The sequence below is a fragment of the Blautia acetigignens genome (assembly GCF_025566865.1).
Taxonomy (GTDB): domain Bacteria; phylum Bacillota; class Clostridia; order Lachnospirales; family Lachnospiraceae; genus Blautia_A; species Blautia_A acetigignens.
On record NZ_JAOQJM010000014.1, the window covers coordinates 75,074 to 89,770 of the forward strand.

13 protein-coding genes and 1 pseudogene are annotated in these 14,697 nt (G+C 48.1%); 1 reads left to right on the forward strand and 13 read right to left on the reverse strand.

The window, feature by feature from the left end; translation table 11 throughout:
* Nucleotides 1-5: 5 nt before the first annotated feature.
* The 3 genes from OCV70_RS14805 to ruvB all read right to left on the reverse strand — a co-directional run bounded on the left by OCV70_RS14805 (nucleotide 6) and on the right by ruvB (nucleotide 3,843).
* Entirely contained in the window at nucleotides 6-2,213 is a 2,208-nt protein-coding gene (locus OCV70_RS14805; protein WP_021925517.1) for a peptidase U32 family protein, read from the reverse strand.
* Between the two features lie 73 nt (nucleotides 2,214-2,286).
* On the reverse strand, nucleotides 2,287-2,694 hold the full coding sequence (locus tag OCV70_RS14810; protein ID WP_021925518.1) for a cell division protein ZapA: 408 nt from the start codon (nucleotides 2,692-2,694) through the stop codon (nucleotides 2,287-2,289).
* A 147-nt stretch (nucleotides 2,695-2,841) separates the two neighbouring features.
* Complete coding sequence (ruvB, locus tag OCV70_RS14815) at nucleotides 2,842-3,843, reverse strand: Holliday junction branch migration DNA helicase RuvB (RefSeq protein ID WP_021925519.1); 1,002 nt, start codon at nucleotides 3,841-3,843, stop codon at nucleotides 2,842-2,844.
* Between the two features lie 92 nt (nucleotides 3,844-3,935).
* Between ruvB and OCV70_RS20240 the strand changes: the two are divergent.
* Nucleotides 3,936-3,989 (forward strand): annotated as a pseudogene (locus OCV70_RS20240) (DUF6783 domain-containing protein); the annotation flags it as partial.
* Nucleotides 3,990-3,997: 8 nt separating this feature from the next.
* On the opposite strand, the gene ruvA reads toward OCV70_RS20240, so the two are convergent.
* The 10 genes from ruvA to rsxC all read right to left on the reverse strand — a co-directional run bounded on the left by ruvA (nucleotide 3,998) and on the right by rsxC (nucleotide 14,520).
* Complete coding sequence (gene ruvA, locus OCV70_RS14820) at nucleotides 3,998-4,612, reverse strand: Holliday junction branch migration protein RuvA (protein ID WP_021925520.1); 615 nt, start codon at nucleotides 4,610-4,612, stop codon at nucleotides 3,998-4,000.
* Between the two features lie 200 nt (nucleotides 4,613-4,812).
* Nucleotides 4,813-5,982 carry a YibE/F family protein gene (locus tag OCV70_RS14825; protein WP_021925521.1) on the reverse strand — a complete coding sequence of 390 codons (1,170 nt, stop codon included), beginning with the start codon at nucleotides 5,980-5,982 and terminating at the stop codon, nucleotides 4,813-4,815.
* A gap of 116 nt (nucleotides 5,983-6,098) precedes the next feature.
* Complete coding sequence (locus OCV70_RS14830; protein WP_021925522.1) at nucleotides 6,099-7,661, reverse strand: purple acid phosphatase family protein; 1,563 nt, start codon at nucleotides 7,659-7,661, stop codon at nucleotides 6,099-6,101.
* Nucleotides 7,662-7,869: 208 nt separating this feature from the next.
* Nucleotides 7,870-9,156: a putative ABC transporter permease gene (locus OCV70_RS14835; RefSeq protein ID WP_021925523.1), complete on the reverse strand. Its 1,287-nt coding sequence runs from the start codon at nucleotides 9,154-9,156 to the stop codon at nucleotides 7,870-7,872.
* Between the two features lie 336 nt (nucleotides 9,157-9,492).
* A complete protein-coding gene (locus tag OCV70_RS14840) occupies nucleotides 9,493-10,290 on the reverse strand; it encodes an RnfABCDGE type electron transport complex subunit B (protein ID WP_021925524.1) in 798 nt (265 codons plus the stop codon).
* A 12-nt stretch (nucleotides 10,291-10,302) separates the two neighbouring features.
* Nucleotides 10,303-10,878, reverse strand: coding sequence for an electron transport complex subunit RsxA (gene rsxA / locus OCV70_RS14845; RefSeq protein ID WP_021925525.1), 576 nt, complete (start codon nucleotides 10,876-10,878; stop codon nucleotides 10,303-10,305).
* A 6-nt stretch (nucleotides 10,879-10,884) separates the two neighbouring features.
* A complete protein-coding gene (gene rsxE / locus OCV70_RS14850) occupies nucleotides 10,885-11,595 on the reverse strand; it encodes an electron transport complex subunit RsxE (protein WP_021925526.1) in 711 nt (236 codons plus the stop codon).
* Nucleotides 11,592-12,206: an RnfABCDGE type electron transport complex subunit G gene (locus tag OCV70_RS14855; protein ID WP_021925527.1), complete on the reverse strand. Its 615-nt coding sequence runs from the start codon at nucleotides 12,204-12,206 to the stop codon at nucleotides 11,592-11,594. Before OCV70_RS14855 ends, rsxE begins: the two co-directional genes overlap by 4 nt.
* On the reverse strand, nucleotides 12,203-13,183 hold the full coding sequence (locus OCV70_RS14860; RefSeq protein ID WP_021925528.1) for an RnfABCDGE type electron transport complex subunit D: 981 nt from the start codon (nucleotides 13,181-13,183) through the stop codon (nucleotides 12,203-12,205). The genes OCV70_RS14855 and OCV70_RS14860 overlap by 4 nt, the downstream gene beginning before the upstream one ends.
* A 17-nt stretch (nucleotides 13,184-13,200) precedes the next feature.
* Entirely contained in the window at nucleotides 13,201-14,520 is a 1,320-nt protein-coding gene (gene rsxC, locus OCV70_RS14865; RefSeq protein WP_021925529.1) for an electron transport complex subunit RsxC, read from the reverse strand.
* Nucleotides 14,521-14,697 lie beyond the last annotated feature (177 nt).

Sequence of the window (14,697 nt, forward strand, 5' to 3'; positions counted from 1 at the left end):
CGCCTTTACTCGGCTCCTCTTTTAAAATGACCTTTTGTAAACTCATATTCCCGGGATACCCTGCCTTCCCGATAGGCAGCTACAAAATCTTCCAGAATCTGCTGTGTCTGTCCGGCACTCTCTATGGTAAAGGACAGCCGCACGGCAGATACTCCAAGCGCCTTCACCTTGTCCGCCTCTTTTAACAGGCCGTAGGGAAGACTGTTGTAGATGATATTATAACAGGGGCCTTCCGGCTTTGTATTTCCGGTTTTCCAGGGGTGACAGTAACAGACTACAGGAAATTCCTTGTCATAGCGGTCCTTCAGAACCAGCCTGTCCTCCTGGCGATTGCAGCCTGTAGTGTTCTTGCGGACACACTGGGCGCTGTGCATCAGGGGAAGCCTGCCGTATACAATCACCTCGCTGCCAGCATTTTCCCTGTGGCGAAGCTCCTTCTCATTTAATTCCAGGGGAACGGTATTTCGAAGTATCTTCTGATTTTTCCAGAAATGAATGGCCTCATCATTCCAGGTATAAAGGGAATGATCCAGCACGCATTTCTCAGAAAATCCAAGCTCTGCCAGACGGCTGTAGGATTCCAGGTTCCGCACCAGAAGACCTGTCATGCCTTCTTTCAGCCATTTCTGGATCTGGTCCAGATAGCCCTTGGGCGGATTTCCTCTTGTAATGTGAGGAAGGGAAAGGTACATCTCTTTGCCCTGGGAAAGGCCTGCCTGAAGGTATTTCTCCATCAGCAGGTAAGGCAGGTAAATGCCCTGGATTCCTTTTTCCCGGCAGAGAATCTCTGCTGCCTCATCGGTTTCGCAGGAAGCGTAGACTGGGATTGCTCCTTCTACACCATAGGAAACGTAATTTGAAGCCGATCTTTCTGTACTGCTGGCAGATTCTTCTGGCTTCATCTCCGCTTCTATCATTTTTTCCGCTTTATCTCTTCTGTATTTCTCAAGCAGCTTCTCCTGCAATTCTTCCAGCGCCTGGTGACGGGCCTCATTCAGAGTCTTCATCGGGACAAAAATGCTCTCTCCCATCTGAATATCCAAGCCTTCCCAGACAAAAGGCGTATTTCCAAGCTTGTCCATCTGCTGGCGGATGCGTTCCTCGGTTACAGGCTGGCTCTTGGCATACTGGACTTCTCCAAGAAATGCGGCAGCACTCTCGCCCCGGCATGATACCGTAAGAAACACAGGGGATTCCGGGAAAAGACTGAGCTCGCCTTTTATGGGCTCCTTAAGAGTCTTCGGCTGCAGGGATACTTCTCCGGTCTTTTTCTCATTGGTAAATGCCATCATCTGGGGACCGTTTCCCATCTGGTAATATCCTGTGCAGGAACCGCCGCGATTAAACAGGTCCAGAAGATATTTTCTGTCTTTTTCGCTTACCTGGTAGTTCTCCTGGCCTTTTTCAAAAAGAAGGTCCAGATATTTCCGGTACATGCCTGTAACGCCAGCTGTGTAGGAAGGCTGCTTCATTCTTCCCTCAATCTTAAGGGAAGTCACGCCAGCTTCGATAATCTGGGGCAAAATCTCAATGGTACAGATGTCCTTCAGGCTTAAGGGGCAAAATTCCCCTTTGCCGTAGTCCCGGGTCTTAAAGTTCTTCACCTGGTAAGGAAGCCTGCAGGGCTGTGCGCAGCGTCCGCGGTTTCCGCTTCTGCCGCCCAGAAGGCTGCTCATCAGGCACTGGCCGGAGTAGCTGTAGCAAAGGGCGCCGTGCACAAAGGCCTCGATCTCAATAGGGCTTGCCTGATGCATCCGGGAAAGCTCCTCCAGGGAAAGCTCTCTTGCGGCAACCACGCGGGTGGCTCCCTGCGCTGCCAGAAACTTCATGCCTTCCGGACCTGTGACCGTCATCTGGGTGCTGGCGTGAAGGTGAAGTCCCGGAAATTCCTGCTTCAAAACCGCAAACACGCCCATATCCTGCACGATCACCGCATCCAGTCCAGCCTCATAGTATGGCGTCAGATAGGCAATCAATTCTCCTTTTAGTTCTCTGTTCTTCAATAATGTATTGACTGTAAGGTAAAGCTTCCTTCCATGAATGTGGGCCGTGTCAATGGCCTTCAGAAGCTCTTCCTGGGTAAAATTCTGTGCGTATGCTCTGGCCCCGAACATGGAACCGCCTACGTAGACGGCGTCTGCGCCTGCCCCAAGTGCCGCCTCAAAGCCCTCGTACGAGCCTGCCGGCGCCAGCAACTCTATATTTCGTTTCAAAGTATTTCCTCCAATTCCAGATTGTGGTTATAAAAGAGAAAAGAGGAATCACCTAGGCAATCCCTCCTGCTTTTTACTTCAGCATTTCATCCAGTTCTTTTTCCAGTTCCTTAACCTTGCCTTCCAGAAGATTCTTCTCGTCCAGAGCTTCCTGCTCGTTCTTCTGTGCTTCCTCGATCTGCATGCGAAGGGAGATCAGCTCATGCTTCAGGTCATACATCTCCTGATCCTTCTGCTGCAAGTCCAGTTCATAGGTCTCTACCTGCTTCTTCGCCTTGAAATAGTCGTCTGTAATATTCAGGCTGAGAAGCATATGCTTGGTCTCCATAGGCTGTCTGCCGTATCCTGGCACAGTCTCCAGCTCTCCTATCTTCTTATTCATATATGATGCAACCTGCTGGAAATATTCCTCTGATTCATATCCTCCCAGGGTAATGATCTTACCCCCGATGATCACCTGTGCTGTATTCTTGACCGCCATTCGTTCAAGCCTCCTGTATCTTTTATCAAATTCCGAATCCAATTTCCGGTTATCGGACTTCGTTTTCTCATTTTCAATTATGTAAGCATCCCTATTATAATCGAAAAATGTACAAAAGTATAGGGAATTTTTACAAAAGTTTGTTTTTTATGTTTCAGGAACAGGAAATCCCAGGTGTTCGTAGGCGAGGGCGGAGGCCATTCGGCCGCGGGGGGTGCGGTTTAAAAAGCCGTTTTTCAGCAGGTAGGGCTCGTAGACATCTTCCAGGGTGCCGGAATCTTCTCCGATGGCGGCGGCCAGGGTGTCAAGGCCTACAGGGCCGCCTTTGAAGTTCACAATCAGGGTGTTGAGGATCTGGCGGTCCAGCTTATCCAGTCCGTACTGGTCTACTTCCAGCAGATTCAGGGCAAAACAGGCCACATCGTAGGTGATCCTGCCATCGTATTTTACCTGGGCAAAATCACGGACGCGCTTTAGAAGACGGTTGGCAAGTCTTGGGGTTCCGCGGGAACGCATGGCGATCTCACCGGCGCCTTTCACGTCAATTTCCACGCCAAGAACCTGAGCGGAACGCATAATAATGGTAGTAAGTTCTTTTTTGCTGTAAAATTCCAAATGGTGGATGACACCGAAGCGGTCACGGAGAGGCGCGGACAAAAGTCCGGCTCTTGTGGTGGCTCCTACAAGGGTAAATTTGGGCAGATCCAGACGGATGGAGCGGGCGGAGGCACCTTTTCCAATCATAATGTCGATGGCGAAGTCCTCCATTGCCGGGTAGAGAACCTCCTCTACCTGACGGTTCAGGCGGTGGATCTCGTCCACAAAAAGGATATCTCCCTCCTGAAGATTGTTCAGGATTGCTGCCATTTCACCTGGTTTCTCAATAGCAGGACCGGAAGTAACCTTCATGTGTACGCCCATCTCATTGGCAATGATCCCGGAAAGCGTGGTCTTTCCAAGCCCGGGAGGGCCGTAGAAAAGGACGTGATCCAGGGAATCGTGGCGCTGCTTGGCAGCTTCTATATAGATCTTCAGGGTGTTTTTGGTCTTTTCCTGACCAATGTATTCGTCCAGGGTCTGAGGACGGAGATTTCCCTCCAGGGAAAAATCCTCTTCCATGACGTCTGTTGTTATAATGCGATTGTCCATTATTTACCTCTTATATTCATATAAACGAATTGTAACCGCTTATGTCTTCACAGTTACATACAAAATTCTGCTTAGAGCCTGTTTGAAAAAGGCTTTCTGCAAAATATACCGCAAAGTGGGGCTTGCAGATTGCGGGAATGATTTTGGGGCACGCTCAGAAATTTTTCAGAGCAGCCTTCAAAATAGATTCTACGTCTACCGCCTCGGCGTCCGTCACCTTGCGCACAGCGCGAAGGGCATCGGTGCTGCTGTAGCCAAGGGCAACCAGCGCTTCCACTGCTTCCTGCTTGGCATCCGTCATTCCGGCTCCTGTGGCTGCAGCTGCTGCTCCCGCCTGTTCGTTGGCAAGCTTTTGCTCGAAGGCCTCTTCCAGGCTTAACTTATCTTTTAATTCCAGGATCAGCTTCTGGGCTGTTTTCTTCCCGATGCCAGGAGCTTTGGAAAGGGTTTTAACATCATCAGAGAGCACTGCGAACCGAAGCTCATCGGCGGTAATTCCAGCAAGTACGCCAAGCGCAGCCTTTGGACCCACACCGTTTACCCCCAGCAGAAGCTTGAACACCTGCAAATCATCTTTATTGAAAAATCCGTAGAGCACCATAGCGTCCTCTCTCACCTGGAAATAGGTGTGAAGCTTCACTTCCTGGCCAATGTGAAGCTGGGCAAGGGCGTTTCCTGTCATATTTATTTCAAAACCGATGTAACCGGATTCCACGATTACAGAGGTTTCCGTGAGATCAGCTACGGTTCCGCGGATGAATGAGATCATAAGTGCCTCCTGAAAATATGTTTTGCAAAATTACTTCCTCTAAAAAAGAAGAGATTAAAATTCTTTGTCATCATACCATATCCCTGAGCAAAAAGCAAACATTCATTCGATTAAAAAAGGAAAATAATAAAGAGAATTAAAAAGGGCGCATTTTACAGTAAAGCATCAACTGTAAAAGCGCCGGGTATTATAATAAAGCTTTATTCTGCCTTACGCAAAACTTTCCCATGATACAGGAACGTACAGATCAAAACCGTAAGCGGCACAGACAGCACAATTCCAAAGCTTCCTGCAAGTCCTTGCATAATAGCGATTCCGATATTATTGGAGTTGATAATCTGCTGGTAAGGAAGATCATAAGCATAATCCAGAAGCAGCATGCTCACACTGCTTCCTGCAAAAGCCAAAATCAACGTATTGCTGTCCGTTCCCATCATATCCCTCGCCACGTGCATTCCTGCTTTAAACAGTGCCCCACGGCTCATACTCAGATTCTGGGCGTAAATCTCATACATGGAACTGCACACGGACATTGCCACATCCATCACTGCACCAAGGCAGGAAATCAAAAGCCCGGAGAAAAGAAGCCCTCCCACCTGAATGCCGTTTGTATTCCACAGCGTCATCAAAGTTTCAATATCCGAAACATTGTAGCCTGTGATTCCCGATGCCATGCTGAAAAGCTGGGCGGAAATTCCGGCAATCACAACGCCTGCCACAGTTCCCAGAGTCGCTGCTATGGTTTTTCTTGTTGCGCCGCCAATCATATACATGGTCACCAGCGTAGTGATGAAGCACACAAATACCGCAGCTCCAAAAGGAGAAATATTCCGGTAGATCATAGGCAGATACACGAAGATCACGCAGAAAAATGTGAACACCAGCCCAATGCATCCTTTTATACCCTGACGTCCGCCTATGACGCACAACGCCAGCAGATAAAGCGCCGCAAAAATGTAGATGACCCACTCTCTGTCCTGGGTGTAGACACTGGCGATGGTGGTCTCTCCTGCTACACTTTGCATAACGATTACTTTCATTCCAACTTTACATGCAGCACCGAACAGATAACCGGAGCTGCTGGTTATTTCAAGATCTTCCCCTTTGCGGACACCTGTGAGCATGTGCACCCGCACTCTCTGCTCTCCCACTCTGGTACCGTTTTCTTCCAGATTGTCCTGGAGAATTTCCGTTACTTCTGCTTTTTCGAAGGTCTGTCCCGTGCGGACAACCAGCTCTATTTTGTCTACCTGATTCAAAAAGTAAACAAAAATTCCAAATATAACAATGATCAATCCTAAGATACAGCGCCAGACTGCTTTTTGGGAAAAGCGAAGTCCGGCGTTGTTTTTGTTTTGCATCTGATTCATTTTATTACTCATTTCTATTGCATATTTTTGATTTCTGTCAACTTTTCAGAGGCAAACTTTGTTCACAAAACATTTCGTAAAACATTGCCTTTGAAAAGTTACATCCAGACTGTAATTTATTTCGCAGTCTTCTCGATGGTAAAGGTATCGTCAATTGCCTCAACGCTGCCGTCATCTGTGATCTGATAAGTGTCAATGGAGAATTTCGCTGCATCCATTGTGATGATAGAATAACTTGGAAGCCAGTTCTGGCTGCGGGCTGCGATGTAATCCTGCTGTGTGGAAACCAGCTCATAGAACTTGGAACCGGAAGCGGAGTTTGCGGTCATGTAAAGGGTTCCCTGGGGATCGGTTACTGTATTTCCGTCCACATCCTCGATGGTGTAACACTGGTTGTCTTCGTGGAATGCATCAAGTGCTGCCTGTGCTTCTGTATCTCCATCTTCCGGATTTAAAGTAATCTGCTCGCCTGTCTCTACATTTGCAGCATGATCCCAGTCATAATCTGTTCCATCTGCATTCAGACTGAACTCATAGCTCTGATGGGTCTGTCCGTCACCGTAAAGAAGTTTGGAACGGCTGTAGGTGTGGTCATGTCCCTGAAGCACTACGTCAATATCGTTTGCGTCAAAGATTGGAGTGAGCTGTGTACGAAGGATCATTCCGTCTGTATCAGAGTGGTCAAGACCGGAACCGTAAATATCCTGATGGATGGTAACCACACGCCAGGTTGCATCCGGGTAAGCTTTTACTGCTTCCTCGATGGTATTCTGATGCTCTGCTACGTTGTAGTTGTTGGTGTTCAGAACAATGAAAAGTCCGTCGCCATAGCTGTAGTAATAGTCACCGCCAGCTGCTGTTTTTCCATTTTCTGTGTTGTTCGGGTTGTTGAAATGGTATGCATAGTCCGGATTCAGGGAATCGTGGTTTCCGATGGTAGTTGCTACCGGAAGACTTGTAAGAGCGTCTGCGCTTAAATAGGAAGCGTACTCTTCTTCCTTTGCTGCACCTGTTTTGTTTACCTGATCACCTGCGGAAATTACAAAGTTTACGTCTGGATTTTCAGCAAGTGCAGTGTTTAAAGTACGGTTCCAGGAAAATCCGTCGTTTCTTGCGGCTGTGTTTGCAGCACCGTCATCTGGAACCAGCTCTGCGCCGTCCTGGGTCTGGCCTTTGGAAGCACCTACCTGCGGGTCACCTACGTAGATCATTTTTACGGTATCAGTGCTCTTGGTTGTATATTCAACAGGCTCGGTCTGCTCACCGTTTTTCTCAACCGTATAATAATATGTGGTGTTCGGCTCAAGTCCTGTAACGGTTACGTGGTTGTATTCGTAAGCTTTATCGCCTGTGAGATCCTGGTCTACTTCTCCTGAAGTTCCTTCGAACGTATCCAGAGCATCCTTGTCTGTTCCGAAATGAACAACAGGTGTTGCAGCTGCATCTGTCTTTTCACTGTACCATGCGAAATTCAGTTCGGTGTCGTCTTTTCCTGGGGTAAGGGAAACCTTGGTAAAATCAGAAGCGGTCTCATCCCAGTTTGCTACCCATTCATCCCAGCCTGTCTCAGCACCAACAATACTGCTGTCTGTGTAATGCTCGGTGGATGCAAATGCTGTGGAACAAACGGTGGTCATGGCAAAAACAGTTAAAACTGCGGCGATATATTTTCTTTTCATAATAATCAAATACTCCTTTCAGATGTGGGGGAAGGAAACTTGCGGGCCCTTATTTCCCTGTCCGAAAGGAGTATAGCATTCTAATTTTCAGAAAACAATGGGGTTTTCTGTCATTTGACGCACATTTAACATTACGATCACATGCGCAGTAGGTTCTTTTTTCAGTTCTTTACACTGTTTACGTTGTTTTAACAATTCGTACCAGATTTTATCCCACCTGCTTTGCCTTTGGATAAATTCTCGCCATCCGTGCATCGTCAAAGTGTTCATCTACCCAGCTTTCAAAACTATTGGAAGCCTCTATTCCATTGCTTCTGGTATTATAACGGGCAAGAGCAGCACTGGAAACCACCCCATCAGCAAGCATGAAGATCAGAAGAAGCCAGGTGATGATCTTGCCTGGTTTTACCGGGATTTTCTCGATCAGACGGGAAACTCTGGGGTAAAGGATCTTGAACCATGCCACTGCGGCAAAGCCCCAGAAAAAGCAGTACAGAAGGTTGATCCTTCCTGCAAGGTTAAAAGGAATGTCGCTGTAATCCCAGAACACGGTTCCAAATACAGCTTCCGTAAACACGCTGCAGATATATTCGTAAGCGCCGCCAAGGAAGGTTCCCATCCAGAAAAGGAACTGTTCGGAGCGGTTTCGATAGCGGTAAAGCAGCGCAGTAACTGCCGCAATGGCAAGTCCCCACACAATGCTGAAATCTCCCCACACCACACTGCTTCGGCTCATCCAATATCCGGCTGTGATCCTGCAGAAAATGGTCTCTGTGATATCCCCCAGAAAGGCACCGATGAAAAACAGAAGCACAACTTTATAAAAGCTGCATCCATAAGCAAAAATTTCCGGGTGTGCCTCTTCTTTCTCTGTATGCTGCTTCTGCGGATACGCCTTGGTAATTCTTCGGTTTACAAAATCATCAATTTTTGCTCCAAGCTTCCAGGTCACAGAATCCAGGTTTTTCTCTGTGGCGATCCATCTCTCCGGATTTTTGCTGTGTCCAAAAAGAATCGTCAGGGTAGCTCCCGCATCCACTGCCAGAACGCCCAGAACCACCAAAATCAGGATTCTGCCCAGCAGCTGAGGAAGCAGATCATACACGCTTATGCAAAGCCCGTTTCCAATCTTGATGACAAATACGCCCAGAATACCCCACACGCAGGAGGTGGGAACACTGATATATCCGTCCAGGTTCCATTTGATCTTGCGGTAATCCCACCATCTCTCGTGGTACCACAGCTCAATCAGATGACCGGCAATCCACTCAAGAAGGGACGCCACAATGGCACAGCCAATAAACAGCCAGATGCCTGTCAGTTCTCCGGTAAATACGGTAATAAAGAATCCTCCAAAGCCATAGATCAGACAGAAGGGTCCGTTGATAATGCCTCGGTTTGCAAATTTCTTCTGTTTCAAGGATGCCAGAACTGTCTCAAGCACCCATCCTGCGAAGGAATAGATGAGAAACAGCCAAAGTAATTTCCATATCATATGCATGTCTCCTCTTTTGTGTGTTTTCATCAGGAATCCTGCCTCGCAGAATTCACCTACAACGGATGACCACCAAAATCTGATATTTGATTCCAGTGCATCCTGATTCAAACATCATATCATACCTGTATCAAGAAAGAAAGCCAGACTCCTGTCTGTTCACAAAAAAATATCTCTTGAAATGTGCTCTGACAAATGGTCATGATTCTGTTTTGTCCAAACAAAAACCTGCATTCCGGGCAATATGCATAAGATTTGCTTTATGCTTCATTCACCCCAAATGCAGGTTCTCATCTTATAAATTTACTTTAAGAGCATTCGTTAACTGCAAGGAAATCATGCCTCCCGGATAACCCCTCTCGGACACGCTTCCTTACATGCTTCGCATCCTGTACACTTCTCATAATCAATATGTGCACAGAAATCTTCTACTGTAATTGCCCCATTGGAACAAGTCTTCTCGCACTTCTTGCAGCCGATGCAGCCAACCTCACAGGCAGCCATCACCTGCTTGCCCTTATCATGGGAGCTGCAGTCCACAACCACCTTCTGATCGTATGGAATCAGCTCAATCAGGTGTCTTGGGCATTTGGCAATACATTTACCGCAGGCCTTACATGCTTCTTTATCCACAACAGCAATACCGTTTACAATGTGAATCGCATTAAAGGGACAGACCTTCACGCAGCTTCCGAAGCCACAGCAGCCATAGGTGCAGGCCTTTGCTCCGCCATTTGGAACAAAGGGAAGCATTTCGCAGTCCTCCACTCCTGTGTAAACATACTCTTCTTTCGCCTTGTCACAGGTTCCGGAGCATTTCACATGGGCTACCTGGCGGGCAGTCTCTACTGCCTCCTGCCCCATAATTCCTGCAATTATTTTTCCTACAGGCTCGCCGCCTACCGGACAGCGGTTGACCGGTGCCTCGCCCTTGGCAATGGCTGCTGCCAGACCGTCACAGCCCGGATATCCGCATCCGCCGCAGTTATTTCCAGGAAGCGCTTCTCTGATGGCAACTTCCTTCTCATCCACCTCAACAGCAAACTTTTTTCCGGCAACTCCAAGGAACACACCGATGAAAAGTCCTACTGCCGCAACCAGAATGGTCGCTCCTATAATCGCACTTATATTCATCCTTACGCCTCCTTAGATCAAACCTGAAAATCCGAAGAATGCAATTGCCATCAGTCCAGCTGTCAGAAGTACAGTTGGGAATCCCTGGAATGCCTCCGGGATATCGTTGTACGCAATTTTCTCACGGATTCCTGCCATCAGCACAATGGAGATGGAGAAACCAAAAGCAGTTGCAAAACCGTTTACAGTACCCTCCAGGATATTATAGTCCTTCTGCACGTTTGTAAGGGCCACGCCAAGAACTGCACAGTTGGTGGTGATCAGAGGCAGATACACGCCAAGTGCCTTGTAAAGAGAAGGCATGCTTTTCTTCAGGAACATTTCCACAAACTGTACCAGCGCTGCAATGATCAGAATGAACACGATGGTCTGCAGATAAGTCAGATCCAGAGGCTGCAGGATCAACTTGTAGATCACACTGGTTACAAAGGAGGACAGGGTGATTACGAAAATAACCGCACCGCCCATACCAGCTGCTGTATCCGTAGTTTTGGAAACACCAAGGAACGGACAAAGCCCCATAAACTGGCTGAGGACTACGTTATTGACAAGCGCAGAGCTTACAATGATCAGTAATAATTCTTTCATCTTCTCCTACCCCCTTTTTCCTGAGCACATGGAATTTCCGCAGGAAGCACAGCCGCCCTTGCAGTCCGGATTGCTTGGATCAATGCCCCGTTTGGCAGCGCCAAGCTTGAATTTGTTCTGGATTGCAGATAAAAACGCAAGGACAAAGAATGCGCCAGGTGCAAGAATGAAAATGGTTACAGGCTCATAGCCCATTTTGCCAGCTGCAGCATCTGCAAGCGGAAGGATCTGTTTGCCGAAAATAGTTCCGGCACCGATCAGCTCACGTACTGCACCGATGCAGGTGATGCTTAAGGTAAAGCCAAGTCCCATTCCAATGCCGTCAAACAGGGATGGGATTGGTTTGTTCTTGGAAGCATAGGCCTCTGCTCTTCCCAGGATGATACAGTTTACAACGATCAGCGGAATATAGATTCCAAGGGAAGAATACAGGAAAGGAATAAAGCCCTGCAGAAGCATCTGTACAATTGTTACAAAGGACGCAACTACCACAATGTAGGCTGGCATACGCACGCTGTCCGGAATAAAATTGCGGAGCAGAGAGATCATCAGGTTGGATGCAGCCAGAATTACCGTTGTAGTAAGTCCCATTCCAATACCGTTGATGGCAGATGTGGTAATAGCCAGTGTAGGACACATACCAAGCATCAGCACAAAGGTAGGATTTTCTTTGATGATACCGTTAATCAGTCGTTCAGATGGTGTATTCTTTTTCATTGCTGACTGCCCCCTTTCTCATAACGAAATGCGGCAAGTCCGGCATTCACGCCATTTGTCATGGCATTTGTGGTAATCGTCGCACCGCTTAAAGCGTCAATCTCATCATCAGATGTGGCGCCAGTCTTTGTGTATGTAAATTTCTCTACGTTTTTGTCCTTGAACTGGTTCTTGAAATCGTCTGTGGTGGCACGCATGCCAAGGCCGGCAGTCTCACTGATGGACAAAATAGAAATTCCATTTAAGGTTCCGTCATCCTGGATTCCCATAGCAAACTGGATATCTCCGCCGTAACCCTCGGAAGTGGTAACCGAAAAGGCATAGCCAAGCTCATTTCCAGCGTCATCCTTTGCAAGCATCACCTCATCAATGCTCTGGGCTTTGTAGCCGTTCTCATCCAGATAGCTCTCAAGGTCTGCATCTTCCCCGCTTGTAACTACTTCAAAGGAAGCTGCCTCTGCAAATACCGCCTTGTAGGCTTCTTCTTTTTCTTTTGCCTGCTGACTGGCAATGGGACCTGCGGTAATGTCATTGACAACACCAAGAAGCAGGCCGGAAATCAGTGTGATCACAGTCAGCGCAAGGGTATCTTTCACGATCTTGTTTTTCATTTCTTTGCGCCTCCTTTTCCAAAAGCAACCGGACGTGTGAAACGTTCAATCTGAGGTACCAGAAGGTTGCAGAAAATAATCGCATAGGAAACGCCTTCTGCGGAAGCTCCGAAAATACGGAAGATTCCGGTGAGAACACCCAGACAGACACCGTATACATACTGTCCCTTCACCGTGATGGGGCTTGTCACGTAGTCAGTGGCCATAAACCATGCGCCCAGCATCAGTCCGCCGCCGAAAAGGTGGGTAAACAGATAGTTTACGTCAAAGCCTTTGCCGGAAGCCAGCATGTAAATGATCACAAATACGGCAAAGCTGCCGATGTAGGTAAGAGGAATCCTTGCGCTGATCACCTTATAGCAAAGCAGGATGGCTGCTCCGATCAGGATGGCGATTACGGAAGTCTCACCGATGGTACCCTGGATATTTCCAATGAGCAGGTTCTTAATGGGAACAGAGGAGCCTGCCACAAAACCATGGTCGCGAAGAGCTGCCAAAGGAGTTGCCCCTGTCACACCGTCAACTGCGCCCTTGAAGCTGTCAGATACGGAAAAGTCCGTCATTTTTCCCGCAAAGGAAATCATAAGGAAACAGCGGGCAGCAAGGGCCGGGTTCATAAAGTTTTGGCCAAGACCGCCGAACAGCTGTTTTACCACAATAATTGCAAAAATACTGCCAAGTGCCGGAATCCATAAAGGAATTCCTGCAGGCATGTTCATGCCGATCAGAAGACCTGTGACAACTGCACTGAAGTCTCCGATGGTGTTTGGTTTGTGCATGAAATGATCATATAACCACTCTGCAAGCACTGCACTGCCGGTGGATACCACCAGAATGGCCAGTGCCTTGAATCCGAAATTATAAATTCCCACTATGGCTGCAGGCAAAAGCGCGATGGCAACCAGCTGCATGATCTTCGCAGTGGTCATCCTTGCCCGGACATGGGGATTGGATGATACATTAAGCATTTGTTCCATGAGTTTCTTCCCCCTTATTATTTCTTTTTCCTGCTTGCCAGCACCATTTTACGCATGGATTTGATGCTCTGGGTCAGCGGACGCTTGGCCGGGCAGATGTAGCTGCAGCAGCCGCACTCGCAGCATTCCATTCCATCAAATTTCTGGAAGCTTTCCATATCGCCTCTCTGAGCAAAGGTTGCCAGCCTTGCGGGAATTACGTGTCCCGGGCAGACACTGACGCAGCGTCCGCAGTTGATGCAGGCTGTCTGCTGTGCATTTGCGTCTGATACAGGGTCGCTTTGCATACACAGAAGTGAGGAAGAGGTTTTCACACAAGGTACATGAAGATCATACATGGCAAAGCCCATCATAGGACCGCCGGAGATTACCTTTCCTGCGTGGTCCTTCAGACCGCCTGCCGCGTCGATCAGCTCGGCCATATCCGTTCCTGTACAGACTTCAAAATGAGCCGGGCGGTTGATGCCTTTTCCGGTTACCGTAAAAATACGCTTCATGATAGGTCTGCCAAGGGCTACCGCATCATATATGCTGCAGATGGTCTCCACGTTGTCTACAATACAGCCTGCATCTGCAGGAAGCATGGAGGAGTTGATCTCTCTTCCAGTCACTGCGTAGATCAGGGTTCGCTCACCGCCCTGGGGGTACTTGGTCATCAGTTCCTTGACTTCGATATTGGGGATGCCCGTTACCAGCTCTTTCATTTTCGCAATACAGTCTGGCTTGTTGTCCTCAATGCAGATACAGCCCTTTGCGTTTTTGAAAAGACCTACTACGATCTTCAGGCCTTCTACCACCTTCTCGGGCTGGTCCATCATGCGCCTGTAGTCGCTTGTCAGGTAAGGCTCACATTCTGCACCGTTTACCAGTATGTACTCAATCTTGTCCGGTTCCTTGGGGGAAAGCTTCACATGTGTGGGGAAGCCTGCACCTCCAAGTCCTACGACACCGCCGTCGCGGATTCTTCCGATAATTTCCTCACGGGTCAACCCCGCCGGATCTGCGGGAGTAAACTCTGTTTCCTCATATAATCCGTCATTTTCCACAATAATGGAATCCACCATGCTTCCGGTAGCTGTGAGCCGTTTCTCGATGCCTTTCACAGTTCCGGATACAGAAGCATGAATAGGGGAAGATACGAATCCGCCTGCTTCTGCGATCATCTGTCCTGCCAGCACATGGTCACCTTTTGCAACCACAGGCTTGGCCGGAGCACCAATGTGCTGGGACAATGGATACGCCAGATCAGCCTTGGGGAGATATTTCTCCACCGGGCAGTCCTTTGACATTTCTTTTCCCTCGAAGGGATGTACGCCGCCTTTAAAAGTTAACCGCACTAATATTCACCGCCTTTATAGTATTGATCACTGACTCTTTTGTCCGCAGCAACCTGATTTCTTTGTCTGATTTATAACTCTTTGTTTCCCTTTTGTCTGATTCGGACAGCTCTCCGCCTTTCCCGACGGCAGAAAGCTGTTATGGTTATCTGTATGATCCATAAGACTTCCGCATTG